Annotated in this window: 23 protein-coding genes; 5 read left to right on the top strand and 18 right to left on the bottom strand. The window is 66.6% G+C overall.

The genetic code is table 11. The annotated features are described in order from the left end of the window. The first annotated feature begins 23 nt into the window (after nt 1–23). The gene (locus tag ACFOHJ_RS03570; RefSeq protein ID WP_378218597.1) at nt 24–1220 is read left to right on the top strand and encodes an acyl-CoA dehydrogenase; all 1197 of its coding nucleotides are present in this window, start codon (nt 24–26) and stop codon (nt 1218–1220) included. A gap of 278 nt (nt 1221–1498) precedes the next feature. Then, nucleotides 1499–3013 carry an L-piperidine-6-carboxylate dehydrogenase gene (amaB, locus tag ACFOHJ_RS03565; protein ID WP_378218594.1) on the top strand — a complete coding sequence of 505 codons (1515 nt, stop codon included), beginning with the start codon at nt 1499–1501 and terminating at the stop codon, nt 3011–3013. Between the two features lie 73 nt (nt 3014–3086). Here amaB and ACFOHJ_RS03560 read toward each other — a convergent pair whose 3' ends face one another. From ACFOHJ_RS03560 to ACFOHJ_RS03475, 18 genes are all read right to left on the bottom strand, one after another. Further along, the gene (locus ACFOHJ_RS03560) at nt 3087–4370 is read right to left on the bottom strand and encodes a cysteine desulfurase-like protein (RefSeq protein ID WP_378218592.1); all 1284 of its coding nucleotides are present in this window, start codon (nt 4368–4370) and stop codon (nt 3087–3089) included. Nucleotides 4371–4398: 28 nt separating this feature from the next. After that, nucleotides 4399–5073 carry an amino acid ABC transporter permease gene (locus tag ACFOHJ_RS03555; RefSeq protein ID WP_378218590.1) on the bottom strand — a complete coding sequence of 225 codons (675 nt, stop codon included), beginning with the start codon at nt 5071–5073 and terminating at the stop codon, nt 4399–4401. Nucleotides 5074–5157: 84 nt separating this feature from the next. After that, entirely contained in the window at nt 5158–5949 is a 792-nt protein-coding gene (locus tag ACFOHJ_RS03550) for an ABC transporter substrate-binding protein (RefSeq protein WP_378218588.1), read from the bottom strand. Nucleotides 5950–6040: 91 nt separating this feature from the next. Further along, on the bottom strand, nt 6041–7180 hold the full coding sequence (locus ACFOHJ_RS03545) for an aminotransferase class V-fold PLP-dependent enzyme (protein WP_378218587.1): 1140 nt from the start codon (nt 7178–7180) through the stop codon (nt 6041–6043). 90 nt (nt 7181–7270) lie between these two features. Beyond that, complete coding sequence (locus tag ACFOHJ_RS03540) at nt 7271–7996, bottom strand: GntR family transcriptional regulator (RefSeq protein WP_378218585.1); 726 nt, start codon at nt 7994–7996, stop codon at nt 7271–7273. Nucleotides 7997–8360: 364 nt separating this feature from the next. Continuing rightward, nucleotides 8361–8756, bottom strand: a complete 396-nt coding sequence (locus tag ACFOHJ_RS03535; protein WP_378218583.1) for a RidA family protein — start codon at nt 8754–8756, stop codon at nt 8361–8363. A 33-nt stretch (nt 8757–8789) separates the two neighbouring features. Further along, nucleotides 8790–9938 (bottom strand): acyl-CoA dehydrogenase family protein, encoded by a 1149-nt coding sequence (locus ACFOHJ_RS03530; RefSeq protein WP_378218581.1) that lies wholly within the window; start codon nt 9936–9938, stop codon nt 8790–8792. After that, nucleotides 9938–10741 carry an enoyl-CoA hydratase family protein gene (locus ACFOHJ_RS03525; protein ID WP_378218711.1) on the bottom strand — a complete coding sequence of 268 codons (804 nt, stop codon included), beginning with the start codon at nt 10739–10741 and terminating at the stop codon, nt 9938–9940. Before ACFOHJ_RS03525 ends, ACFOHJ_RS03530 begins: the two co-directional genes overlap by 1 nt. Nucleotides 10742–10752: 11 nt before the next feature. Further along, nucleotides 10753–11229 (bottom strand): MarR family winged helix-turn-helix transcriptional regulator, encoded by a 477-nt coding sequence (locus ACFOHJ_RS03520; protein ID WP_378218579.1) that lies wholly within the window; start codon nt 11227–11229, stop codon nt 10753–10755. Continuing rightward, entirely contained in the window at nt 11223–11996 is a 774-nt protein-coding gene (locus tag ACFOHJ_RS03515) for an SDR family NAD(P)-dependent oxidoreductase (RefSeq protein WP_378218577.1), read from the bottom strand. Before ACFOHJ_RS03515 ends, ACFOHJ_RS03520 begins: the two co-directional genes overlap by 7 nt. Then, nucleotides 11993–14287, bottom strand: coding sequence for a bifunctional salicylyl-CoA 5-hydroxylase/oxidoreductase (locus ACFOHJ_RS03510; RefSeq protein ID WP_378218575.1), 2295 nt, complete (start codon nt 14285–14287; stop codon nt 11993–11995). The genes ACFOHJ_RS03515 and ACFOHJ_RS03510 overlap by 4 nt, the downstream gene beginning before the upstream one ends. A 116-nt stretch (nt 14288–14403) precedes the next feature. After that, entirely contained in the window at nt 14404–15228 is an 825-nt protein-coding gene (locus ACFOHJ_RS03505) for an ATP-binding cassette domain-containing protein (RefSeq protein ID WP_378218573.1), read from the bottom strand. Continuing rightward, nucleotides 15221–16099, bottom strand: a complete 879-nt coding sequence (locus ACFOHJ_RS03500; protein ID WP_378218571.1) for an ABC transporter ATP-binding protein — start codon at nt 16097–16099, stop codon at nt 15221–15223. The genes ACFOHJ_RS03505 and ACFOHJ_RS03500 overlap by 8 nt, the downstream gene beginning before the upstream one ends. Beyond that, on the bottom strand, nt 16096–16944 hold the full coding sequence (locus ACFOHJ_RS03495; RefSeq protein ID WP_378218569.1) for an ABC transporter permease: 849 nt from the start codon (nt 16942–16944) through the stop codon (nt 16096–16098). Before ACFOHJ_RS03495 ends, ACFOHJ_RS03500 begins: the two co-directional genes overlap by 4 nt. Then, nucleotides 16937–17944 (bottom strand): ABC transporter permease, encoded by a 1008-nt coding sequence (locus ACFOHJ_RS03490; protein WP_378218567.1) that lies wholly within the window; start codon nt 17942–17944, stop codon nt 16937–16939. The genes ACFOHJ_RS03495 and ACFOHJ_RS03490 overlap by 8 nt, the downstream gene beginning before the upstream one ends. A 255-nt stretch (nt 17945–18199) precedes the next feature. Further along, nucleotides 18200–19732, bottom strand: a complete 1533-nt coding sequence (locus ACFOHJ_RS03485; protein WP_378218565.1) for an ABC transporter substrate-binding protein — start codon at nt 19730–19732, stop codon at nt 18200–18202. A gap of 39 nt (nt 19733–19771) precedes the next feature. After that, complete coding sequence (locus tag ACFOHJ_RS03480; RefSeq protein ID WP_378218563.1) at nt 19772–20173, bottom strand: RidA family protein; 402 nt, start codon at nt 20171–20173, stop codon at nt 19772–19774. Nucleotides 20174–20230: 57 nt separating this feature from the next. Beyond that, nucleotides 20231–21805, bottom strand: a complete 1575-nt coding sequence (locus tag ACFOHJ_RS03475) for a phytoene desaturase family protein (RefSeq protein WP_378218561.1) — start codon at nt 21803–21805, stop codon at nt 20231–20233. Nucleotides 21806–21924: 119 nt separating this feature from the next. Between ACFOHJ_RS03475 and ACFOHJ_RS03470 the strand changes: the two genes are divergently transcribed. From ACFOHJ_RS03470 to ACFOHJ_RS03460, 3 genes are read left to right on the top strand one after another with little or no spacing between them, the layout of a single operon-like run. Further along, nucleotides 21925–22716 (top strand): cyclase family protein, encoded by a 792-nt coding sequence (locus ACFOHJ_RS03470; protein ID WP_378218559.1) that lies wholly within the window; start codon nt 21925–21927, stop codon nt 22714–22716. Between the two features lie 16 nt (nt 22717–22732). Further along, nucleotides 22733–24331, top strand: coding sequence for a phytoene desaturase family protein (locus ACFOHJ_RS03465; RefSeq protein ID WP_378218556.1), 1599 nt, complete (start codon nt 22733–22735; stop codon nt 24329–24331). Further along, nucleotides 24332–24814 carry a MarR family winged helix-turn-helix transcriptional regulator gene (locus ACFOHJ_RS03460; RefSeq protein WP_378218554.1) on the top strand — a complete coding sequence of 161 codons (483 nt, stop codon included), beginning with the start codon at nt 24332–24334 and terminating at the stop codon, nt 24812–24814. Nucleotides 24815–24840: the final 26 nt, after the last annotated feature.

The following is a 24840-nucleotide window of genomic DNA, read 5'->3' as shown; positions in this document are numbered from 1 at the left end:
GGATGAATGTGGAGACCCATAGCATGGCCGGCGACAGACAAGCCTTCGTCTGGGACGACCCTTTCCTGTTCGAGGATCAGCTTTCCGAAGACGAGCGCATGATCCGCGACGCGGCGGCGGCCTTTGCCGCTGACAAGCTCGCGCCGCGCATCGAGCAGGCCTATATGGAGGAAAAGACCGATCCGTCGATCTTCCGCGAGATGGGCGATGCGGGCCTGCTCGGCGTGACGGTGCCGGAGGAATATGGCGGCCTCGGCTCCAACTACGTCACCTACGGGCTGATCGCGCGCGAGGTGGAGCGCGTGGATTCCGGCTATCGCTCGATGATGAGCGTGCAGTCGTCGCTGGTGATGTATCCGATCCATGCCTACGGCTCGGAAGAGCAGCGGAAAAAATACCTGCCGAAGCTCGCTTCCGGCGAATGGATCGGCTGCTTCGGCCTGACCGAGCCGGATGCCGGTTCCGATCCCGGCGGCATGAAGACGCGGGCCGAGAAGACGGCGGGCGGCTATCGCCTCAACGGCTCCAAGATGTGGATTTCCAATGCCCCGATCGCCGACGTGTTCGTGGTGTGGGCGAAGCTCAAGGGCGAGGACGGCAAGGACGCCATCCGCGGCTTCGTGCTGGAAAAGGGCATGAAGGGGCTTTCGGCGCCGAAGATCGACGGCAAGCTGTCGCTCAGGGCCTCCATCACCGGGGAGATCGTGCTGGAGAATGTCGAGGTCGGCGAGGACGCCTTGCTGCCCAATGCGCGCGGCCTCGGCGGCCCGTTCGGCTGCCTCAACCGCGCCCGCTACGGCATCTCCTGGGGCGTGCTGGGGGCGGCAGAGGATTGCTGGCATCGGGCGCGCCAATACGGGCTTGACCGCAAGCAGTTCGGCAAGCCGCTGGCCGGCACGCAGCTTTACCAGAAGAAGCTCGCCGACATGCAGACCGAGATCGCGCTCGGGTTGCAAGGCAGCTTGCGCGTCGGGCGGCTAATGGACCAAGGCAAGATGGCGCCCGAGATGATCTCCATCATCAAGCGCAACAATTGCGGCAAGGCGCTCGATATCGCCCGCCAGGCGCGTGACATGCATGGCGGCAACGGCATCCAGATCGGCTACCACGTCATGCGCCATTCGCAGAACCTGGAGACGGTCAACACCTATGAGGGCGCGCATGACGTGCATGCGCTGATTCTCGGCCGTGCGCAGACGGGCATCCAGGCGTTTTTCTGAGGCGGGAGGCGGCAGACCCCCACCCCTGACCCCTCCCCACAAGGGGGAGGGGGGGGTAGCAGAGGTTCCCGCCAAGTTCCCCGCCCCCTTGTGGGGAGGGGCTAGGGGTGGGGTATGAAGCCCGCGAGGCAGCGGATTGCCACCGATGGCCCAACCGACAGGCCTGCTGGCTGCGGCGTGGCCGGGGTGGCGAACTTCTTTGGAAAAAGGTAATGCCACAGCTAAATGGCCTTGCGCTGCACAGCGCGCGACGGGCGAGCGTTGGGAAAGGAAACATCATGTCGATTGTGAAGGAAACCGCCGATCTTCTTTCGAAGCTTGGCGTTGACGCTGCGGCGCTTTCGGGCGGCGATCTGGCGGTCCACAGCCCGGTGACGGGCGAACAGATCGCGGCGCTGAAGACGATTTCGCCGGCCGATGCCGGCAAGGCGATCGATGCCGCCCACGAGGCTTTCAAGGCCTGGCGGTTGGTGCCGGGCCCGAAGCGCGGCGAACTGATGCGGCTGCTCGGCGAGGAACTCAGGGCCCACAAGGCCGAACTCGGCCGGCTGGTGTCGATCGAGGTCGGCAAGATTCCTTCCGAGGGCCTGGGTGAAGTGCAGGAGATGATCGACATCTGCGACTTCGCCGTCGGCCTGTCGCGCCAGCTCTACGGGCTCACCATCGCCACCGAGCGCCCCGGCCACCGCATGATGGAAACCTGGCATCCGCTCGGCGTCGTCGGCGTCATCTCGGCCTTCAACTTCCCCGTGGCTGTATGGTCGTGGAATGCGGCACTTGCGCTGGTGTGCGGCGACAGTGTCGTGTGGAAGCCCTCGGAAAAGACGCCGCTGACGGCGCTCGCCTGCGAGGCCATCTTTGCCCGCGCCGTCGCGCGCTTCGGCAAGGATGCGCCGGCAAACCTGCTCACCGTGCTGGTCGGCGACCGCGCCGTCGGCGAGGTACTGGTCGATCATCCGAAGGTAGCGCTGGTGTCGGCCACCGGCTCCACGCGCATGGGCCGCGAGGTCGGGCCGCGGCTCGCCAGGCGCTTTGCGCGCGCGGTGCTGGAGCTCGGGGGCAACAATGCCGGCATCGTCTGCCCGAGCGCCGATCTCGACATGGCGCTGCGGGCGATCGCCTTCGGCGCCATGGGCACGGCCGGCCAGCGCTGCACGACGCTGCGCCGCCTGTTCGTGCATGACAGCGTCTACGACCAGCTCGTGCCGCGTCTGAAGAAGGCCTACCAGAGCGTGTCGGTGGGCAACCCGCTGGAAAGCTCGGCGCTGGTCGGGCCGCTGATCGACAAGGCCGCCTTCGACAACATGCAGAAGGCGCTTTCCGACGCCAGGGCGCATGGCGGCAAGGTGACGGGGGGCGAGCGGTTCGAGAACGGCCACAACGACGCCTACTACGTGCATCCGGCGCTGGTGGAAATGCCGAAGCAGGACGGCCCGGTGACCGAGGAAACCTTCGCGCCGATCCTCTATGTGATGAAATATTCCGACTTCGACGCCGTGCTCGACGACCATAATGCGGTGGGGGCGGGGCTTTCGTCCTCGATCTTCACGCGTGACCTGCAGGAATCGGAGCGCTTCCTGTCGGCCGACGGCTCCGACTGCGGCATCGCCAACGTCAACATCGGCACCTCGGGCGCCGAGATCGGCGGGGCGTTCGGCGGCGAGAAGGAGACCGGCGGCGGCCGCGAGAGCGGCTCGGATGCCTGGAAGGCCTATATGCGCCGCGCCACCAACACCATCAACTACTCCAGGGAACTCCCCCTCGCACAGGGCGTCTCCTTCGATATCGAGTAAGACCCGTCGAACGGCGTTGAAAAAGGGCGCGGTGCCGGCACCGCGCCCTTTTTTCATGCCCGATGCGCTGCCGTCATCTGGCGCCGACAGCGATGGCGCGCAGGGCTTCGCCGAAGCGGCGCACTTCCTCCAGCGTGTTGTAGTGCACCAGCGAGGCGCGCACGGCGCCGCTGTCCATGGAAAGGTCCAGCCGCTTCATCAGGCGTGGGGCATACATGTGGCCGTCGCGGATGCCGATGCCGCGCTCGGCCATCTCCTCGACCACGGTCTTCGGTGCGACGCCCGGCAGGTTGAAGCAGAAGGTCGGCACGCGCTCGCCGATGCGCGCTTCGTCGGCAACGCCGTAGACCACGGCGCCGGCGCTCTTCAGTTCCTTCAGCATGGCGCGCGCCAGGTGCAGTTCGTGCGCGCGGATCGCGGCCATGCCGGCGGCGATATTCTCGCGCCGCGACCGGTTGTTGGCGGGCGCGAGGTTGCGCCCGACGAGCTCGAGGTACTGCACCGCCGCATCCATGCCGGCGACGTTCTCGTAGTTGAAGGTGCCGACCTCGATCTTGTGCGGCGGCTCGTCGGGAATGAAGTCTTCCTTGAAGGTGGGCAGGCGCTTCAGCGTTTCGAAGCGGCCCCACAGGAAGCCCATATGCGGCGAGAAATTCTTGTAGCCCGAGCAGACGAGATAGTCGCAATCCCAGGCCTGCACGTCGATCAGGCCGTGCGGGCCGTAATGCACGCAATCGAGGAACACTTCCGCGCCGGCGGCATGGGCGATCTTCGAAACCTCGGCGACATCGACAATGGAGCCGATGGCATGCGCCGTCACCGTGCAGGCGACCAGGCGCGTTTTCTCGGAAACGAGCGGCTTGAGGTCCTCGACGTGGAGGTTGCCGTCCTCGCGCATGCGCCACCATTTGAAGGTGGCGCCGAGCGGCTCCAGCGCCAGCCAGGTGGCGATGTTGGCATCGTGGTCCATGTCGGTGACGATGATCTCGCTGCGCTCGGACAGCATCTGGCCGATGCCGAGGCTGACGAGGCGGATGAACGAGGTGGCGTTCATGCCGAAACATACCTCGGCCGGGTAATAGGCGTTGATCAGCAGCGCCACGCTTTCACGGGCGTCGGCGATCGACTTGTCGAGGGCGATGCCGCGAGGGTAGCGGGCGCCGCGCTGCATGTTGTGCGAAACCAGATGGTTGGTGACGGCATCGAGCACGCTTTGCGGAATCTGCGCGCCGGCGGCGTTGTCCATGAAAACGAAGTCGCCCGCCTGCCGCAGCGCCGGGAACAGAGAGCGGATCTTGTCGACCGGGAAGGCGTCGGCAGCCCCTTGCGGCGCTTCCGGGGTTTGATGCTGGTTCACGGTCGTGTCCTTTCCTTGTCTTGGCGCTTCACTGCGCGAACTGGTCCTTACCACGGTTTTCGAGGTAGCCGACGAGGCGCACCAGCGGCCACAGGATGGCGAGGTAGATGATGGCGGCGCCGATCAGCGGCGTTGGGTTGGCCATCAGCGCCTGCGCGTCGGTCGCCTGCTTCAGGAGATCGGGCATCGCCACTACCGAGGCGAGCGCAGTGTCCTTGAACACGGACACGCAGTTGCTGGTCAGCGGCGGGATGACGACGCGGATCGCCTGCGGCAGGATCACCTTGCGCATGGCCAGCCAGAACGGCAGGCCGAGCGTCGCCGCCGCCTCGAACTGGCCCTTGGGGATGTTCTCGATGCCGGCGCGGCAGACCTCTGCGGTGAAGGCCGCGAACACCAGCGACAGCGCCAGCGCGGCCGAGGCGAAGGACGACAGGCGGATGCCGACGAAGGGCAGGGCGTAGTAGATCAGGATCAGCACCACCAGGATCGGCAGCGCGCGGAAGATGTCGATATAGGCGGTAGCCAGCCGCCGGAACGGTTTTGGCGCGTAAAGGCGCATCAGGCAGATGGCGAGGCCGGCGATCGCGCCGAAGACGATGGCCGCGATGCCGAGCACCACGGTGTTGCCGAGCCCGCGCATCAGGATCGGAAACGAGCGCACGAGGATCGGCCCGTTGAAGAAGGTATCGATCAGTTCCATGGACTCGGGCCTCGCTGGAGCCGGTCTTGGGCTTGAAGGAGAAGAAGGCGCCGGTGCGGTCGTGCGCCCGGCGCCTTGCGGTGGTTACTGCGCCTGCGGGATTTCGCCCGGCGTCACCGTCGAGGTGCCGGCTTCCGGATCGACGCCGAACCACTTCTTGTGGATGGCGGCCAAGGTGCCGTCCTTCTTCATCTCGGTGATGGCGTCGTTGACCTTCTCCAGCAGCGGATGGCCCTTCTTGGTCATCATGGCGAAGCGCTCGCCGGTCGGGATGCGCACCAGGATTTTCAGCGCCGGCATCTGCTTGATGGCGAACTGGAAGCCGGCCAACTCACCGGCGCCGCCGTCGATGCGGCCGTTCTGCACGTCGAGCAGCAGGTCCTGCTGGGCGTTGTAGCTCTTGACCTCGGCGACCCCGAGCTTTTCCGCGTTTTCCTTCATGTAGGCGTCGCCGGTCGAGCCGGCGATGACACCGATGGTCTTGCCCTTGAGGTCGTCGAGCGACTTGATCGGGGAATCGGTCTTGCCGACGATGGTGCCGTCGCTGTCGTAATAGGCCTGCGTGAAGGCCTGGTTCTGCAGCCGCTCGTTGGTGATCGAGATCGACGAGACGGCGAAGTCGATGCGGCCCGACGCGGTCGCGGCGAACAGCGCCTGGAAGCCGAGGTCCTGGAACTCGACCTCATCGCCGAGGCGCTTGGCGACATCGGTGGCGACGTCGATCTCGAAGCCCTCGAAGCTTCCGGAATCGGTCTTGTATTCCCATGGCGGATTGGCCGGATAGGCCCCTACCACGATCTTGTCGGCAAAGGCGGGGGCGGCGAAGGCGACGCCGGCGGCGATCATGACGCCAATCAGTCCCAGACGTTTCAGCATGTTCTCTCCCTGTGGTTCAGCGGCTCGTGCCGTTCGTTGCTGCCTCTTCCGGCCTTTCACTCCCAAGGTCCGCAGGCGAGACGATGCCTGTTCATGAAGCGCGCTGTTGTCGCCAGCCGATCAGTTCCTGCAAGGCGAACAGCAGTGCGTCGACGGCGGCGGCGTCGGTGACCGGGCCGGGCGACAGCCGCAGCGTCGGGCCGCGCGCGTCGCAATAGAGCTTTTTGGCGCGCAGGCAGGCCACGACGGCGGCCGGGTTCGCCTGCTGCTGCAGGCCCAGCATGACGCTGCCGCCACGCTCGCGCGCATCGAGCGGCGAGCGCACCGCCCAGCCATTGTCGAGCGCGCGGCCGATGATTTTGTCGACCATGGCGCGGTTTTGCGCGGCGATGGTTTCAATGCCGGTCCGCGCCACCCAGTCGAGGCCGGGCTGCGAGGCGATGCTGGCGAGGATCGCCGGCGTGCCATGGTCGAAGCGGCGGGCGTCCGAGGCGTAGGCGAAGCGGTCGAGGTCCCACGAGAACGGGTTTTCCTGGCTGAACCAGCCGCGCAGTTCCGGCCGGCAGGCGCCGAGTAGGTCGGGCGCAACCTGGAGGATGCCGGCGCCCGAGGCGCCGCACAGCCATTTGAGCGAGGTGGAGACGACGAAGTCGACCGGCGTCGCCGCGACCGAGAAGGGAACCGCGCCGATGCCCTGCGTGACGTCGACGCCCACCAGCGAGCCCATCTTCCTGCCGTGCGCGGCAAGGCGGGCCACGTCGCAGCGATGCGAGGCGGTGGAGGTGACGAAGGTGAGCAGCGCCAGCCCGACATCTTCCTGCCAGCGGGCGAGGAAATCGTCGTCGCGCACCCAGCTTTCGCCGGGGCGCAGCGGCACGGTGTCGAGCGTGAAGCCGAAGCGCTCGGCGAGGCCTGCCAGCAGGAAGTGCAGGCTGGGGAAGCAGTCCCCCGCCACCAGCAGCCGCTTGCCGGCGAGACGGTCGGCCGGCAAGCCGCCGATCAGGCTGTAAAGGGCCGCCGTCACGTTCTCGGCAGTGGTCAAGGTACCGTGCGGAGCCTCGATCAGGCGCTCCCAACTGTCGATGAAGCGCTGGCGCGCGGCCATGGCGGCCGGCCACTGGCCGTCATCCTCGGCCGACCACAAGGCGGCAAAGTCCGAAAGGGCCGTCGCCATCGCCTCGGCCTTGCCCGGAAACGTGCCGATCGAGTGATAGAGAAAATAGCCAGACATGGGATGTTTCCGAACCGATGTGATCATGTGATCACAAAATTTGGGGTAGATCAACTGGGGTTTGCGGTCGGTCCTGCGATTGCCAAGGTGTCACCCCTTGCCGAAACTCGAAAAGGCGACGGCGCGGATTTCCTCGACCTGCGGGCAGAGCGGGCGCAGCGTTTCCTGGGTGGTGCGGATGTCGGTGATCACCTCGTCGCGGGCGCGCAGGAAATCGCCGTCCCGGAGCGCCGTGGTGATGGCGAGGTGGCGGCCGGAAGGTTCCATGGTACCGGCACGCATGGACGGCTCGACGTGGTTGGAAAGCAGGCGCATGTAGGGGCCGAAGCGCAGCCACAAGGTCTCGATCAACTGGAACAGCACGTCCGAGCCGGAGGCGCGGTAGATGGTGAAGTGGAACTGCTGGTTCTTGGAGATCAGGTCGTAAATGCTGTCGTTGCGGCCGATCGCCCGCTGTTCCGAGGTGATCTGCTCCAGGCTGGCGATGTCGGCGCGGGTAAGCCGCGGCGCGCCGAGTTCGGCGGCTAGTCCCTCGACGGCGACGCGCGCCTGGCACAGGTCGTCGAGCCGCGCGCGGGTGACCGGGGGCACGCAGGCCGAGCCATTCTGCGAGATTTCCAGCGCGTTTTCGGCGGCAAGGCGGCGCAGCGCCTCGCGCACCGGCATGTTGGAGGTACCGAAGGCTTCGGCGAGCGAGGCGATGGTCAGCGTCTGGCCAGGGTCGAAGCTGCCGATCATCAGCGCATGGCGGAGTTGCTGGTAGACCCCGTCCTGGACGGTGGTGCGGCCCGAAACCGGCTCAAACCCAAGACTCACGACGTGCCTCGCTTCCTTGGCCGTTCCGGGTGTAGGAAACCGGAGGAAGGTTCTCCGCGAGCAGAAACGGCGTGATCATCTGATCACAAATTGACGGCACTGCCAAGCCGCTGTTGCGGGAAGGCGGGATGGTATGCGCCGCTGGCGGGGACGTGCGGGGCGGGCCGAACTTGGGCGTGGCGACATGAATGCCCCGTCAGCCTCCGTTGTTTCCGGGATGACGCTGGAGAAAGGCGCTACGCTCGGACGCGACCGGAGGACACTATCCGGAGCCGTCTAGTAAAGAGGGCGGTGCTTTGCCGGCCGCGAGAACATCAGCCGCGCTAAACGCCCGCGCGGCGGCAGGGCGGCGAAGCGGGCGGCCTCAGTCCGGGACTACCGCGATGGCCTGAATCTCGATCTTGGCGCGGTCTTCGACCAGCGCCACCACCTGCATGGCGGCCATGGCAGGAAAATGCCGGCCGATCACCTCGCGATAGGCCTGGCCGATGCCCTTGAGATTGGCCAGATATTCGGCCTTGTCGGTGAAATACCAGGTCATGGAGGTGATGTGCTGAGGTCCCGCGCCGGCCTCGGCCAGCACCGCGACGATGTTTTGCAGCGTCTGGCGCACCTGGCCGGCGAAGTCGTCGGTTTCGAACTGGCACTGCCCGTTCCAGCCGACCTGGCCGCCGACATAAATCTGCCGGCCGCGCGCGGCGATGCCGTTGGAATAGCCGACCGGCTTCGCCCAGCCTTCGGGTTGCAGGATGTCAAACATGGAGTCCCCCTGATGATTCAATGCCGGGTCGCTTCATTGCGCGCCAAGCACCTGCCTGGCGATCACCACCTTCTGCACGTCGGATGCGCCCTCGTAGATGCGCAGCGCGCGGATTTCGCGGTAGAGGCCTTCCACCACGTGGCCCTTGCGTACGCCGTCGCCGCCATGCAACTGCACGGCCTTGTCGATCACTGCCTGCGCGCGATCGGTGGCGTAAAGCTTGGCCATCGCCGCCTCGCGGGTGACGCGCGCGGCCCCGGTGTCCTTGGTCCAGGCGGCGCGGTAGACGAGCAGGGCTGCGGCATCCACATCGAGCGCCATGTCGGCGATGTGGCCCTGCACCATCTGCAACTCGGCCATCGGCGCGCCGAACAGTTCGCGCGTCGCAGCGCGGGCGACGCTTTCGTCCAGCGCGCGACGGGCAAAGCCGAGCGCGGCAGCGCCCACCGTCGAACGGAACACGTCGAGCACCGACATGGCGATGCGGAAACCCGCGCCCGCCTCGCCGATCAGCGCGGAGGCCGGCACGCGCACGCCGTTGAAGGAAAGCCGCGCCAGCGGGTGCGGCGCGATCACCTCGATGCGTTCGGCAACGCCAAGCCCGGCGGTTTCGGCGGGCACCAGGAATGCCGACAGGCCTTTCGCACCCGGCGCCTCGCCAGTGCGGGCGAAGGTGACGTAGAAATCGGCGATGCCGCCGTTGGAAATCCAGGTCTTTTCACCGGTAAGCACGAAGCCGTCGCTGTCGCGCCGCGCCGTCATATCGGTGTTGGCGACATCCGAGCCGGAGCGCGGCTCCGACAGCGCGAAGGCGGCGATCGCCTTGCCGGCGCGGGTTTTGTCCAGCCACTGCTTCTGCTCGGGCGTGCCGAACAGGCTGAGTGCCCCGGTGCCCAGCCCCTGCATGGCGAAGGCGAAATCGGCCAGCCCGTCGTGGCGCGCCAGCGTCTCGCGGGCGATGCACAGCGTGCGCACGTCGAGCGGCGAGGGGTTTGCCCGGTCCGGCGCGGTCGGCTTCAGCCAGCCGTCGCGGCCGAGTTTTGCGACCAGTTCGCGGCAGGCCGCGTCGACATCGCTATGCCCGACCGGCAGGTTCTTTTCGCACCACGCCTCGAGGTTTTCGGCAAAGGTTCGGTGGCGATCCTCGAAGAACGGCCAGGAGAGGAAAGAGCGGTCGGGCATCAGTTCCCCTCAAACACCGGCTTTTTCTTGTCGACGAAGGCGCGGTAGGCGCGTTCGAAATCGCGGGTCTGCATGCAGATCGCCTGTGCCTGCGCTTCGGCCTCGATGGCCTGGTCGGGTCCCATCGACCATTCCTGGTTGAGCTGCGTCTTGGTGATGGAGTGGGCGAAGGTCGGCCCGGAGACGATGCGGCGGGCGATGTCGAGCGCGTCCGTTTCCAGAGCATCCGCCGCCACCAGCCGGTTGTAGAAGCCCCAGCGCTCGCCTTCCTCGGCGCTCATGGTGCGGCCGGTGTAGAGCAGTTCGGCGGCGCGGCCCTGGCCGATCAGGCGGGGCAGGATGGCGCAGGCGCCCATGTCGCAGCCGGCGAGACCGACGCGGGTGAACAGGAAGGCGGTCTTGGCTTCGGGCGTGGCGATGCGGATATCGGAAGCCATGGCGATGATGGCGCCGGCGCCGACCGCGACGCCGTCCACGGCGCAGACGATCGGCTTGCCACAGTTGAGCATTGCCTTGACGAAGTCGCCGGTCATGCGGGTGAAGGCGAGCAGTTCCTTCATGTCCATGCCGACCAGCGGGCCGATGATGTCGTGGACATCGCCGCCGGAGCAGAAATTGCCGCCATTGGGCAGGAACACGACCGCATCGACGTCGTCGGCATAGACGAGGGCGCGAAAAGTGTCGCGCAGTTCGGCATAGCTGTCGAAGGTCAGCGGGTTCTTTCGTTCCGGCCGGTCGAGCCGGATCGTGGCGACGCGGTCCTCGACCTGCCAGAGGAAATGCTTCGGCTTAAGGGCGGCCATCTTATGCGGGGTCATTCGTGTCCCTCCCAGTTGCTGCGGAAGGCCTTCAGCATGCCGGAAAGGCGGTGCGCGTCGTCTTCGCCGACATGGCCGAGCAGTTCGTTGATCCAGCGTTCATGGGCCGCCGCGATGCGGGCAAAGGTCTGCGTCCCGGTTTCGGTCAGCCGCACCACCGAGGTGCGGCGATCGCCGTTGCGGCGTGCACGCGTCACCAGCCCTTCCGAAACCAGCCGGTCGACGATGCCGGTGACGTTGCCATTGGAAACCAGCAGGAAGCGCGACAGGTCGCTCATCAGCATGCCGTCCGGCGCGCGGTAGAGCGCCGCCATCACGTCGAAGCGCGGCAGCGTGGTGTCGAACTCGCGCTTCAGCCGCTCGCGCAGTTCGGCCTCGACGCTGCGCGAGCAGCGCAACAGCCGCACCCACAGCCGCAGGCGGTCCTTGCCGTCGCCCTTGGCGCCCGGTGCGGGCAGGGGGGCTGCTACCATGTCTCGCCTCCCGAAACCGAGATCGCCTGGCCGGTGATCGAGCCGGCGCTTTGCGAACACAGCCACAGCACGGCGGCCGCCACTTCCGGCGGCTGGATGAAGCGGGCTTGCGGATTGCTCGCAACCAGCGCCGCGCGGGTTTCCTCTGCCGAGCGGCCGGTTTTCTCGACGATTCGGGAAACCGATTCCTCCAGCATGTCGGTCTCTACGAAACCTGGGCAGACGGCGTTGACGGTGACGCCGGTTTTCGCATTCTCGGCGGCCAGCGCCCGCATCAGGCCGACCACGCCATGCTTGGCGGCGACATAGGGCGCGACATAGGCGTAGCCCTTCAGTCCGGCGACCGAGGCGACGAAGACGATGCGGCCGGCCTTGCGCGCCGCCATGCCGGCCAGCGCCGGCTTCACCGTAAGAAAAGCGCCGGTGAGGTTGACGGCAAGCGTCTTCTGCCAGTCGGCGAGCGTGGTGCGGGCGGCGGGCGCGCTGCCGGCCATGCCGGCATTGGCGATGACGATGTCGATGGGGCCGCGCGCCGCTTCGGCCTGCTGGTAAAGGGCGACCATCGCCGCCTCGTCGGTGACGTCGGCGGCAATCGCGCTTATGCGGGCGTTCTCGCTCGCCACCGCGTCGAGGGCGGCCTTGCGCCGGCCGCAGATGGTCACGGCGATGCCGGCCTCGGCCAGCGCCAGCGCGACCGCCCGGCCGACGCCGGAGCCGCCGCCGGTGACCAGTGCGTGCCTGCCTTCGATCGCGAGCGGCCCGCTCATACCCTGATCCCCGCGCTCTGGTTGCGCTCGGCAAGGCGGTAGATCTGGTCGCGGCCGCGCAGGTAGGGATCGGGCCATTTGACGCCGCGGTCGTTGAGGGCGACGGCGGCATGCAGGGTCCAGTAGGGATCGCCGAGGTGCGGCCTTGCGAGCGCGACGAGGTCGGCGCGGCCGGCCATCAGGATCGAATTGGCGTGGTCCGGCTCGTAGATATTGCCGACCGCCATCGTCGCCATGCCGACCTCGTTGCGGATGCGGTCGGAAAACGGCGTCTGGAACATGCGGCCGTAGACCGGCCTGGCATGGATCGAGGTCTGGCCCGCCGATACGTCGCAAAGGTCGACGCCGGCCTCCTGCAGCATGCGCGCGATGGCCACGGCGTCCGCCGGCGTCACGCCCTCGATGCCCATCCAGTCATTGGCGGAAATGCGCACCGAAATCGGCTTTTCGGCCGGCCATGCCGCGCGCACGGCATGGAAGATCTCCAGCGGGTAGCGCATGCGGTTTTCGAGCGAGCCGCCATAGGCGTCGGTGCGGCGGTTGGTGAGCGGGGTGATGAAGGAGGACAAAAGGTAGCCGTGCGCGGCGTGGATTTCCAGCATGTCGAAGCCGCAGTGCGCCGCCATCTCCGTGGAAGCGACGAACTGGTCGCGCACCCGCTCCATGTCGGCGCGGTCCATCGCCTTCGGAGTCTGGTTCTGCGGCGACCACGCCACCGCCGAAGCCGCCATCACCGGCCAGTTGCCCGTTTCCAGCGGCTCGTCGCCGCCCTCCCAGCCGAGCCTGGTCGAGCCCTTGGCGCCGGAGTGGCCGATTTGCGCGCAGATCTTCGCCTCGGTCTCGTTGTGGACGAAATCCACCAGCCGCTTCCAGGCTATCTCGTGCTCGGGCGCGTAGAAGCCGGGGCAGCCGGGGGTGATGCGGCCCTCCGGGCTGACGCAGGTCATCTCGATATAGACCAGTCCCGCGCCGCCCTTGGCGCGCTCGGCATAATGGGTGAAATGCCAGTCGGTCGGGCAGCCGTCGACGGCCTTGTATTGCGCCATCGGCGAAACGACGATGCGGTTCTGAAGCCGCATGTCGCGCAGCCGGAACGGCGCGAACATGGGCGCGCGGTGGAGTGCGTCGGGGGCAGCGCCGGCCTGCCGCTGGAACCAGCTTTCGGCGCCGGCCAGCCAGTCGGGGTCGCGCAGGCGCAGGTTCTCATGGCTGATGCGCTGCGAGCGTGTCAGCAGCGAATAGTTGAACTGCACCGGGTCGAGGCCGAGATAGCGCTCGACCTCCTCGAACCATTCGAGCGAATTGCGCGCCGCCGATTGCAGCTTCAGCACCTCGGTGCGGCGGGCGTCCTCGTATTTGCGGAAAGCGGCGTCGAGATCGGGCTCGGACTTGACGTAGTCGGCCAGCGCCACCGCGCTTTCCAGCGCCAGCTTGGTGCCCGAGCCGATGGAAAAATGCGCGCTGGCCGCCGCGTCGCCCATCAGCGCCAGGTTCTTGTAGGACCAGCGCTCGCACAGCACCCGCGGAAAATTGATCCAGGCCGAACCGCGGATGTGGTTGGCGTTGGTCATCAGGTGATGGCCGCCGAGATGCTTTGCGAAAATGCGCTCGCAGACCGCGATCGATTCCTGCTGCGACAGGTCGCCGAAGCCGTATTTCGCCCAGGTCTCCTCGCTGCATTCGACGATGAAGGTCGCGGTGTCGTCGTCGAACTGGTAGGCGTGCGCCCAGACCCAGCCATGCTCGGTCTTCTCGAAGATGAAGGTGAAGGCGTCGTCGAACTTCTGGTGGGTGCCGAGCCACACGAACTTGCATTTGCGCGTATCGATGTCGGGCTTGAAGACGTCAGGAAAGGTGGCGCGCGAGCGCGAGTTCAGCCCGTCGGCGGCGACGACGAGGTCGTGCGATTCCATGTAGGGGCGGGGGTCGGAAATCTCGCTTTCGAAGGCAAGCTCGATGCCGAGTTCGCGGGCGCGCCGCTGCAACAGCAGGAGCAGCCGCTTGCGGCCGATGCCGCAAAAGCCGTGGCCGGTGGAAACGGTGCGCACGCCGTCATGGATGACGGCGATGTCGTCCCAATAGGCGAAGTATTTCTTGATCCAGGTGGCGCTGACGTGATCGTTGGCGGCGAGGTTGGCCAGCGTCTCGGCCGACAGCACCACGCCCCAGCCGAAGGTGTCGTCGGCGCGGTTGCGTTCGTAGACGGTGACCTGGTGCGCCGCGTCGCGCAGCTTCATGGAGATGGCGAAATAGAGGCCGGCAGGCCCGCCGCCAAGAACCGCAACCTTCATCGTGCGTTCTCCTCACTTCCTCGCCAGGCCGAAGTATCGCGCTTCCGGAGCATCATTTCAAGATTGAAGTTTCATGATTAAAATAATTATGCGCACTCCGCCCTGTTGAGGCATGCTCATGCGGAAGGCTGCGCTTCCAGCCAGTGCGGGTCCACTTCCGGCAGCGGGATCGCCGCGATCAGGTCGCGCGTATAGGCGTGGGCGGGGGCAGCGAACACCGCGTCGGTGGGGCCTGCCTCGACGATCTCGCCCTGGCGCATGACGATGACCTGCCGGCACAGGCGGCGGATCACCGACAGGTCGTGGCTGATGAAGGCGACCGTGAGGCCCATTTCCTCGGCCAGCTTCTCCAGTAGCGCCAGGATCTGCGCCTGGGTGGAAACGTCCAGCCCGGAGACGATCTCGTCGGCCAGCACGAATTTCGGCGACAGCGCCAGCGCGCGGGCGATGCCGACGCGCTGGCGCTGTCCGCCGGACAGTTCGTGCCGGTAGCGGCCAGCGAAGCTTTCGGGCAGGCCGACGCGGCGCAGGGCTTCGGCGGCGCGGCCGGCCAGATCGTCGGTGATGCCGTTCTGCTTCAGCGGGGCGGCGATGATGGCGCCGATGGTGCGGCGCGGATTGAGCGACGACATCGGGTCCTGGAAGATCATCTGCAAATCGCGGCGCAGCGGCTTCAGCTGCGTCTCCGGCAGGTGCGTGATGTCGCGGCCCTCGAACACCACCGTTCCGGCGCTCGGCTCGTTCAGCCGCACCAGCGCCCGGCCGAGCGTGGACTTACCGGAGCCGGATTCGCCGACGATGCCGGTGATGGAGCGGGCAGGCAGGTCGAAATCGAGCCCTTTGAGGATTTCGATCAGCGGTGCGCGGCCGAACAAGGGCTTGCGCGCCATGTCGGGCAGGGCGACCTTGAGGCCGCGGACGCGAAACAGCGGTTCAGCCATGCGGCGGCCTCCACTGCCGGTCGGCCGTGGCGATTTCGGCCGCCAGTTCAGCTAGGACGGCGTCGTCGACCGGCTGGAGGGATGCCTGCGGATCGGTGTAGCGCGGCGTCGCCCGCATCAGCGCGCGGGTATAGGCATGGCGCGGGTCGGCGAACAGCGCCGCCGTGTCGGCTTCCTCCACCACCTTGCCGGCATAGAGTACCGTCACCTTCTGGCTGATCTTGGCGACGACGCCGAGGTCGTGGGTGACGAACAGGATGGCGGTGCCGCGTTCACGCTGCATGGCCGCGATCAGTTTCAGGGTCTGCTTCTGCACGGTCACGTCCAGCGCCGTCGTCGGCTCGTCGGCGACGATCAGCCGTGGTTCGGCGGCGAAGGCGGCGGCGATCAGCACGCGCTGGCGCATGCCGCCGGACAGTTCGTGCGGATAGCTGGCGACGACGCGGGCAGGGTCGCGGATCTGCACTTCGTCCAGCAACTGGCGGATGCGCGCCTCGGCCTTGCCGCCGCTCCAGCCGAGGATTTTCGTCAGCCGATCGGTCATCTGCGGGCCGATGCGACGTGAGGGATTGAGCGCGGTCAGCGGGTCCTGCGGGATGAGGGCGGTCTTGGCGCCGACCAGCGTGCGCCGCTCTCTTGCCGGCAGGGCGAGGAGGTCGGCGCCTTCGAGGCGGATGTGACCCTGGACGACATGGACGCTTTGCGGCAGCACGCCGAGCACGGCCTTGCCGATCATGCTTTTGCCGGCGCCGCTTTCGCCCACCAGCGCCCGCACCTCGCCCGGCTGAACGGTGAGCGAGACGTCGCGCAGCACCCGCACGCTGTTGGCAAGGGTGGCGCTGAGGCCGGCGATCTCGAGGCAGGCGGTCATCGCAGCACCGGGTCGAGGCGTGCTTTCAGGCCTTCGCCGAACTGGCTGAAGGAAAGCACGGTGAGGAAGAGCGTGATCAGCGGAAACACCAGCACCCACCATGCCTGGTGGATGGAAAGCCGCCCTTCGGCGATGATGCCGCCCCAGGTCGGGTCGTCGGTCGAGATCGACAGGTTGACGAAGGACAGGATCGCCTCGACGATGACGGCGATGCCCATTTCCAGCGACAGCAGGGCGACGATGGAAGGCAGCACGTTCGGCAGCACCTCGCGCAGCATGATGCCGATGCGGCTGAAGCCGGCGATCTGGGCGCTTTCTACGTAATCCATCCGCGCCTGCGCCATCGCTTCGGCCCGCACCACGCGGCAGAAGCGCGTCCAGTCGATGACGGCGATGGCGATGATGACCGAGCCGAGGCCGGTGCCGAAGACGGCAATGAGCAGGATGGCGAACAGCACCGGCGGAAAGGCCATCCAGATATCGACGATGCGCGAGACGATGCGGTCGGCCCAGCCGCCGAAATAGCCGGCGATGAGCCCCAGCGCCGAGCCGACCAAACAGGCGACGCTGGCTGCGACGAAGGCGACGATGAAGGCGATGCGGCCGCCATAGATCAGGCGCGAAAGAAGGTCGCGGCCGAGGCTGTCGGTGCCGAGGAAGTAGCCCGGCTCCGCGCCCTGCAGCCAGAACGGCGGCAGCCGCTCCAGCATCAGGTCCTGCGCCAGCGGGTCCTGCGGCGCCACCAGTGGCGCGAAGATCGCCGCCAGCAGGGCGATGAGCAGCCAGGCGCCGGAAAGCCACAGCCGGGCGTTGAAGTGCCGGACGGCAATGCGGGCCTCAGCCATGGCGCAGCCTCGGGTTGAGCAGCGCGTAGGTCATGTCGACGGCGAGGTTGATGAGTACGAACAGAAGCGCGAATACCAGCACGATGCCCTGGATCAGCGGCAGGTCGCGGTTGATGACGGCGTCGATCGCCATGTTGCCGAGGCCTTCGTAGGAGAACAGCCGCTCGACGATGACCGTGCCGCCGATGAGGAAGGTGAACTGCACGCCGACCAGCGTCAGCGTCGGCAGGGCGGCGTTCTTCAGCGCCTCGCGCAGGATCACCTGCGTTTCCGAAAAACCCTTGACCCGGGCAAGCACGACATAGTCGAGGTCCATCACCTCCTTCAGAGAATGCTTCAGGAGGTGGGATATGATGGCCGCCAGCGGCAGCGCCAGCGCCAGCGCCGGCATCAGCATGTGGCCGATGAGGTCGCGGGTGAGGTCGAAGCGCAGCCGCAGAATGCTTTCGGCGAGGTAGAACTGGGTGGTGAAGGGCAGGTCCAGTTGCGGCGAGACGCGGCCGGAAATGTCGAAGACCGGCACCAGCACGCCGAACAGCAGAATGAGGATCAACCCCCACAGGAAGTCGGGGATGGACAGGGCCGCGCCGTTGGCTACGTCGATGCCGGCCTCGACCGCCGTGCCGCGTTCGCGCGTGCCGAGGATGGCGAGCGGGACGCCGATCACGAGCGCCATGAACAGCGCGACGACCGACAGTTCCAGCGTGGCCGGCAGACGGCCGAGCACCAGCGACAGCACGTCCTGGCGCAGCGAGATGGAGGTGCCGAAATCGCCGTGGGCGACGCCGGAAAGCCAGATGAAGAACTGTTCGACCAGCGATTTGTCGAGCCCGTAGAGCGCCTTCAGCCGTTCGATGTCGGCCTCGGTGGCGCCGGGCGGCAGCATCATGGCGATGGGGTCGCCGGGGGCGACGCGGATCAAAACGAACACGATCACCGCCACGCCGAACAGCGTGACGGCCATCGTCAGCAGGCGGATCAGGAGACGCCGGAAAAGCATCAGGGAGCGCTCGCTTCCGCCTGCTCGCACCAAGGACGGTTTTTAGCTGGGACCCCCACCCCTGACCCCTCCCCACAAGGGGGAGGGGAAGCTTGTGGCCACGTCCTGCGTGTTCTGCTCGGGAATCCGTTGAGTGCGGCAACCGCAATATTCCCCTCCCCCTTGTGGGGAGGGGTTAGGGGTGGGGGTGACCTCATGCGTGATGGTCCTGCCGCAACGAGAGATTGAAACGCGTTCGTCTGTCCAAAACCCCAGTTACGCCGGCGTCATCAGGGCGGGCAGCAGCGCGCCCGACTTGTGGGCCACCACCTTGACGCCCTTGGCGTGGACGATGGGCTGCGCGTACTGCATCAGCGGCAGCACATAGGCGTTGTCGGCGATCAGCTTGTCCACCGCCTTCCAGCCGGCGATGCGCTTTTCCTCGTCGGGCTCGCCCCACAGCGGGTTGATGGCGTCGATGACGTCCTGGCCGTCCCAGACCGAATGCGGGCTCGGGCCATACATGGCAAAGCCGGTTGAGGTGGTCGGGTCGCCGATGGCGTCGCCCCAGTTGTAGAAGGCGGCCGGGGCCAGCTTGTCGGCGGCGCGCAGTTCGAAATGCTTGGCGATCTCGTAGACCTCGATGGTCGCCTCGATGCCGACCTTGCGCCACATGCCGACGATGGCCTGGATCATCTCGTAGTCCTTGGGCTTGAAGCCCTTGGTCGTCTGGATGGTGAACTTGACCGGCTTGTCGGTGGAGTAGCCCGAGGCGGCCAGCAGTTCCTTGGCCTTTTCCGGGTTGTACTCGACCTTGATCGACGGATCGAAGGCCGCGTATTCCGGCGTTTCCAGCGTGTCGAGCGGCAGGCCGTAGCCGCGCAGCAGGCGGTCGACCAGAAGCTTCTTGTCGACCGACATGACGGCCGCCTTGCGCACATTGGCGTCGAGCATGACGTCGATGTCGTTGAAGAAGATCATGCCGATGTCGGAGACGGTCTCGCAGGAGCCGGCAAGGCCGTCCTTGGCGATCAGGCGGTCGTATTCCTCATACGGGATTTCGAGCGTGACCTGCGAGGAGCCGGACTCGATCTCGGCGACGCGGCTCGCCGCATCGGTCACGAATTTGATGGTGACGTTCTCGAACGCCGGCTTGCCGCCCCAGTAGTTCGGATTGGCTTTCAGGCGGAGAAACGCGTTGCGCTCGAATTTGTCGACCATGTAGGGGCCGGTGCCGATGGGGGCCTTCTCGAAGCCGTCGGCGCCGACCTTCTCGTAATAGGCCTTCGGCATGACATAGCCGGTGAGGAAGGACATCCACTTGAACAGCACCGGGTCGTAGCCGGCGGCGTCGGCGGTGATCTTGTTGCCCTCGACCTTGAAGTTGGAGAGGTTCTTCCAGACGAACTGGATCGGGTTGCCGGTTTCCTCCTTGCCGGCGCGCTCCAGCGACCACACCACGTCGTCGGCCGAGAACGGCGAGCCGTCGTGCCAGGTGACACCGTCGCGCACCGTCATGTGGACCTGCTTCTTGTCGTCGCTCCAGCCCCATTCGGTCAGGAGGCCGGGGCCGAAGGAAAGGTCGGGCTTCTGCGGGATGAACTGGTCGAACACCGACTGGTAGATGCCCTGGATGGTCGGGTTGACCGCCGAGGGGCCGGTGGTCGGGTCCCAGGACGGCAGGTTGACGTTATAGGCGATGGTCAGTTCGCCGGCCGCCTGCGCCATTCTCGGCAGGCCGACGGCGGCCGCCGCGACGCCTGCGCCCGCCAGCTTGAGCAGCGTGCGCCTGTTCGTGTTTGCATGCATTTTGTAATCCTCCCCCTGGATGGTTGTTGACGGCGACGGCTACAGGGCGGCCGTCGCTTCGATTTCGACGAGAAACTCCGGCAAGGCGAGCGACTGCACGCCGATGAAGGTATTGGCTCCCGGCACGGCGCCGCCATAGAAGGCGATGATTTCCTCGGTGACGGGGCCGAGCTTTTCCGGCGAATGGTTGACGACGTAGGTGCGCAACCGCACGATGTCGGCCGGCGTGGCGCCGGCTGCCGCCAGAACTTCCTTGAGGTTGGCGAGCGCCTGCCGTGTCTGCGCCACCAGGTCGTTGCCGCCGACAAGTTCCCCCTGCCGGTTCCAGGCGACCTGGCCGGCGAGGTGAAGGGTGCGCCCGCCGTTCTGCTCGACCGCATGGGAAAACCCGAAATGCGTCGACGGGTAGAGTGTATCCGGATTGATCGGCGTTCGTTTCATCGGCATCCTCCCGTTGAAGGGCGACCGTTGCCGGCAGCCGCCCCGTTTTTCTTCACCTTACGCGCCGGCCAGTTGTCTTGCCAGCAGGAAGCCGGAGCCGGCTCCGGTGCCGGCCCCCGGCCATGTCGCGGCCCCCGTCAGGTGCAGGTTCTTCACCGGCGTGTTCCAGCGCGCGAAGCCGCGCGCCGGCCGGAAGAGGAAGTTCTGCGCCAGATGGTGCGAGCCGCAGATCTGGTCGCCGCCGACGAGATTGGGGTTTTCGCGCTCGAGGTCGACCGGCGAGAACACGGCGCGGCCGAGGATTTTCTTGCGCAGGCCCGGCGCGTAGGTTTCGATGAGGTCGAGCACGCGCCCGGCGTAGCGCTCCCTGACCGCATCCCAATGATTCGGCGCGATTTCGCCGGCCGCGTCGCCGGCAATTTCGGCCGGCAGCATGCGCACCTGAACCCACAGCACCTGCTTGCCCTCGGGCGCGCGCGACGGGTCGACCGCCGTGGGCTGGCCGACGACCAGCACGGGTTCGGACGGCAGCAGGCCGGCGGTCGCCTGCTGGTAGACCTTGGCCATCGCTTCGAGCGAAGGGGCGAGGTGAACATAGGCGAAGCGCTGCAATTCCTCGCCGGCACGCCAGTCCGGCAGGGAGTTCAGCGCCAGATGGATCATCATCGTGCCCGGCGCATGGCGGAATTTCCGCATCGAGGCGTCGAAGGCGGCGTCGCCCGAGCCGGCGGGCAGCAACTTTCCGACGAGGGCGCCCGGCGCCACCCCGGCGACCACGGCCTTCGTCGCCTCATGCGTTTCGCCGGAGGCAAGGCGGATGCCCGTCGCGCCGCCGCCGGAGGTGAGGATTTCCGCGACTTCCACCCCGGTGAACAGCCTGCCGCCGGCAGCCTTGAGCATGTTTTCGAGGGCGCGGATCATGGTGTCGGCGCCGCCCCTGCCCAGCACCATGCCGAAGCTTTGGTTGGCCATCGATTCCAGATAGGGGAACACCGCGCCGCCGGCGATGTCGGGGGCGAAGTCGAGATGCATGCCCCAGGTCGCCAGCGTGGCGCGCACCTGCGGCGACTGAAAGTTTTCCTCCAGCCAGGCGCGCGGCGAGGCTAGCAGCAGGCGGGCCGTGTCGAGCGCGCCGGCGGTACCCTTTTTGCGCCACAGCTTCCAGCCGGTGGAAGCAAGCGCGCGCGCCGACATCGGCGAGCCGAGCAGGGAAAACAGGTGCTCGGCCTCGCCCGGAAAGGCCGCTACCAGCCGCCGCCATGTGTCGGCGTCGGCGGAAGAGAACGCCGCGATGCGGCTGGCGGTCCTGTCGAGGTCGGTGCTGACGCCCAGCCACCGTCCGTCGGGGAAGGTGCTGGCGAAGCAATCGGCCACGGGGGCGAAGTCCAGCCCGTGCGTTTTCAATTCATTTGCATATTTCTGGTGGAAGGCGGAGCCGGCGAACAGGCTCAGATTCATCGCGCCGAAGTCGTGGCGGAAGCCCGGCAGGGTGAACTCGCGTGTCTGGACCGCGCCGCCGGCTTGGGCATTCTTCTCGAAAACGCCGACTTTCCAGCCCTTGAGCGCCAAATGCGTCGCGCATGCCAAGCTGTTGTGGCCTGCCCCGACAAAAATGGCGTCGAATTCGCTCACGCCCCATCCCATTTGTTTTATGCTTAAAGATAATTGCAGATGCATATGTTTTCGTCTAGTGAAATAATAGGAGAATGCGGTGCGCCCTCGCGGCGTCGCGGATAGGGAGGAGAAGAATCATGGACACGCAAAAACTGCTCGGCGAAGTGGCCGCCCAGCTTCTTTCGGGCGCGATCGAGGTGGTCGACCTGTCGGCGCCGCTGGGGCCGAATACGCCGCTTCTGAAGCTGCCGCCGGAGCTTGCCAAGGACACGCCGAAGATCGAGATCCATGCGATCTCCGAATATGACAAGGACGGGCCGTTCTGGGCCTGGAACTGGCTCAAGATCGGCGAGCATTCCGGCACGCATTTCGATGCGCCGCATCACTGGATCACCGGCAAGGAATATGCCGACGGCTACACCGACACGATCCCGGTGAAGAATTTCGTCGCTCCGGCCAATGTCATCGACTGCTCGAAGGAATCGGCCGCCGATGCCGATTTCCTGCTCACCGCCGACGCGGTGAAGGCGTGGGAGCAAAAGCACGGCGCGATCGGCGAGGGTGAATGGGTGCTGATGCGCACCGACTGGGACCGCCGCAACGGTTCGGAAGACAGCTTCCTCAACGCCGACGCCAACGGGCCGCATTCGCCGGGGCCGACGGTGGACTGCATCGAATACATCATCAGTCGCGGCGCGGTCGGTTGGGGTACGCAGTGCATCGGCACGGATGCCGGTTCGGCCGGCGGCATGACCCCGCCGTTCCCGGCGCACAACATGATGCACAAGGCCAATCGCTACGGGCTGGCCAGCCTGTGCAACCTCGACAAGCTGCCGCCCAAGGGCGCGATCGTCATCACCGCCCCGCTGAAGATCGTGCAGGGCACCGGCAGCCCGATCCGCGCGCTGGCCCTGGTCCCCAAGGGCTGAACGGGCGGCGACGGCCGTGAACGCACCGGGCCACATCCCTGACCACATCATCGTCGGCAGCGGCATCAACGCGCTCGTGTGCGCGGCGATGCTGTCGGCCAAGGGTGGCAAGGTGCTGGTTCTGGAGCGCAACGAGCGCATCGGTGGCTGCATCCGCACCGACGAGATCACCGTGCCCGGCTTCGTCCACGACGTGATGGCGACGACCTTCGTCCTGTTCATCACGTCGCCGGCCTATGCCGCGCTTGGCAAGGACCTGGCGCGCCACGGGCTGGAGTTCTGCCATACCACGACGCCGACCGGCGTGCTCAGGCCGGACGGCAGTCATGCGGTGCTGTCGATGGACCGGGCCGCCAACATTGCCGCTTTCGACGCGCTGGCGGCGGGGGAGGGCGGCCGGCACGGTCAGGACGTTGGCGGCATCGAACGCGATGCCGGGCTGCTGTTCGGGCTGCTCGGCGGCAACCTGTGGTCCTATCCGACCTTCAAGCTCTTGGCAGGCGAAGCCTGGCGGCGCGGGCCGCGCGGGCTGGCGGCGTTTCTGGGCGAGGCGCTGGTGCCGGCGCGAGGCTGGCTCGAAACCACCTATTCGTCGGAAACGATGCGGGCGCTGTGGGCGCCGTGGGTGCTGCATGCCGGGCTCGGGCCGGAGGACGCCTTTTCCGGGCAGATCGCGAAAGTCATCGCCTTTGCTTTGGAAGCGGCCGGCGCGCCGATCGTCAAGGGCGGCGCGAAGAACCTGCTTGCGGCCTTCGAGGCGCTGATCGCCGAGCGCGGCGGCGAAATCCGTACCGGCGCCGACGTCGAGGCCGTCCTGCAAAGCGGCGGCCGCGCGAGCGGGGTGCGGCTTTCCGGCGGCGAAACGATTTCCGCGAACCGGAGCGTCATCTGCTCGGTCACGCCGACGCAGCTTTACGGCCGTCTGCTGCGCGGTTCAGGTACAGAATCAACGGGTTCGGGAACTGAATCCGATGCGCTGCGCAAATACCGGTACGGAAAGGGAAATTTCCAGATCCACTATGCGTTGGACAAGCCGCCGGCATGGCGCGGCGAGGGCCTGGACAAGGTGGCGCTGCTGCACCTGACGCCGGGGCTCGACGGCGTCTCCAAGGCCTGCAACGAGGCGGCGCGCGGCATGCTGCCGCAGACGCCGACCATCTGCGTCGGCCAGCCGCATGCGCTCGATCCGTCGCGCTGTCCGCCCGGCAAGGCGATCCTGTGGCTGCAACTGCCGGAAGCGCCGACGCATATCAAGGGCGACGCCGCCGGCAAGCTGGAAGCCCCGGCTGACGGGAAATGGACCGAGGCGCTGCGCGAGGCCTATGCCGACCGCGCCGAGGCGATCCTCGCCATCCATATCGACGGCTTCAAGGACAGCGTGCTGGCGCGCAGGAGCTATTCGCCGGTCGACCTGGAAGCGATGAACGTCAACCTGGTCGGCGGCGATCCCTATGGCGGCTCCTCGGTCATCGACCAGGCGTTCCTGTGGCGGCCTTTCAAGGCAAGCCGCAACCACGAGACAGGCATAAAGGGGCTCTACCATATCGGGGCCTCCACTCATCCGGGCGCCGGACTTGGCGGCGGTTCCGGCTTCCTGCTGGCGGGGAGGCTGTAGATGGAGCAGACCGTGCCGCAGAAGAAGCAGCGCATTTCGACGCTCGGCCAGATCGGCCTGCAGCAGTTCGCGCCCTATCTGATGAACCGCATCATGGGGCGCTACAACGCCACCCTGCGCGGCGATTTCCGCCGCCAGGGGCTGACCACCTCGCAGGTGCGGACGCTGGCCGTGCTGTCGGTGATTGAGGGCGTCACCGTCAACGATCTGTCGGTCTATACGGTAATCGAGCAATCGACGCTGAGCCGCACGCTGGATGCGCTGGAGGCGCAGGGGCTGGTACGGCGAGAGGCCGGCGATACCGACAGCCGCGTGCGCAAGGTGTTCCTGACCGACGAGGGCCGCAGCGAATTCAACCGCGCCTGGCCGCCGATGCACGAGGCCTTCGAGGCGATGTTCGACGGCATCGACGATGCCGAATATGCCGCACTGATCAACACCTTGCAGAAGATGCTGAGAAACGTGCGCATGCACGATATCTGACCGCCGGCGGCCCGCAGGGCGCGGGC

The organism is Aquamicrobium soli, assembly GCF_042646345.1.
Lineage (GTDB): Bacteria > Pseudomonadota > Alphaproteobacteria > Rhizobiales > Rhizobiaceae > Mesorhizobium > Mesorhizobium soli_A.
This window is presented reverse-complemented; position numbering and strand designations above follow the sequence as displayed.

Excerpts from the sequence above, each read along its gene's own strand:
- ACFOHJ_RS03480 (WP_378218563.1), bottom strand. The coding sequence starts at position 20,173 with ATGAAACGAACGCCGATCAATCCGGATACACTCTACCCGTCGACGCAT.
- ACFOHJ_RS03495 (WP_378218569.1), bottom strand. The coding sequence starts at position 16,944 with ATGGCTGAGGCCCGCATTGCCGTCCGGCACTTCAACGCCCGGCTGTGG.
- ACFOHJ_RS03555 (WP_378218590.1), bottom strand. The coding sequence starts at position 5,073 with ATGGAACTGATCGATACCTTCTTCAACGGGCCGATCCTCGTGCGCTCG.
- ACFOHJ_RS03550 (WP_378218588.1), bottom strand. The coding sequence starts at position 5,949 with ATGCTGAAACGTCTGGGACTGATTGGCGTCATGATCGCCGCCGGCGTC.
- ACFOHJ_RS03535 (WP_378218583.1), bottom strand. The coding sequence starts at position 8,756 with ATGTTTGACATCCTGCAACCCGAAGGCTGGGCGAAGCCGGTCGGCTAT.
- ACFOHJ_RS03510 (WP_378218575.1), bottom strand. The coding sequence starts at position 14,287 with ATGAAGGTTGCGGTTCTTGGCGGCGGGCCTGCCGGCCTCTATTTCGCC.
- ACFOHJ_RS03490 (WP_378218567.1), bottom strand. The coding sequence starts at position 17,944 with ATGCTTTTCCGGCGTCTCCTGATCCGCCTGCTGACGATGGCCGTCACG.
- ACFOHJ_RS03545 (WP_378218587.1), bottom strand. The coding sequence starts at position 7,180 with ATGTCTGGCTATTTTCTCTATCACTCGATCGGCACGTTTCCGGGCAAG.
- ACFOHJ_RS03570 (WP_378218597.1), top strand. The coding sequence starts at position 24 with ATGGCCGGCGACAGACAAGCCTTCGTCTGGGACGACCCTTTCCTGTTC.
- ACFOHJ_RS03460 (WP_378218554.1), top strand. The coding sequence starts at position 24,332 with ATGGAGCAGACCGTGCCGCAGAAGAAGCAGCGCATTTCGACGCTCGGC.
- amaB (WP_378218594.1), top strand. The coding sequence starts at position 1,499 with ATGTCGATTGTGAAGGAAACCGCCGATCTTCTTTCGAAGCTTGGCGTT.
- ACFOHJ_RS03505 (WP_378218573.1), bottom strand. The coding sequence starts at position 15,228 with ATGGCTGAACCGCTGTTTCGCGTCCGCGGCCTCAAGGTCGCCCTGCCC.
- ACFOHJ_RS03515 (WP_378218577.1), bottom strand. The coding sequence starts at position 11,996 with ATGAGCGGGCCGCTCGCGATCGAAGGCAGGCACGCACTGGTCACCGGC.
- ACFOHJ_RS03485 (WP_378218565.1), bottom strand. The coding sequence starts at position 19,732 with ATGCATGCAAACACGAACAGGCGCACGCTGCTCAAGCTGGCGGGCGCA.
- ACFOHJ_RS03520 (WP_378218579.1), bottom strand. The coding sequence starts at position 11,229 with ATGGTAGCAGCCCCCCTGCCCGCACCGGGCGCCAAGGGCGACGGCAAG.
- ACFOHJ_RS03525 (WP_378218711.1), bottom strand. The coding sequence starts at position 10,741 with ATGGCCGCCCTTAAGCCGAAGCATTTCCTCTGGCAGGTCGAGGACCGC.
- ACFOHJ_RS03530 (WP_378218581.1), bottom strand. The coding sequence starts at position 9,938 with ATGCCCGACCGCTCTTTCCTCTCCTGGCCGTTCTTCGAGGATCGCCAC.
- ACFOHJ_RS03500 (WP_378218571.1), bottom strand. The coding sequence starts at position 16,099 with ATGACCGCCTGCCTCGAGATCGCCGGCCTCAGCGCCACCCTTGCCAAC.
- ACFOHJ_RS03470 (WP_378218559.1), top strand. The coding sequence starts at position 21,925 with ATGGACACGCAAAAACTGCTCGGCGAAGTGGCCGCCCAGCTTCTTTCG.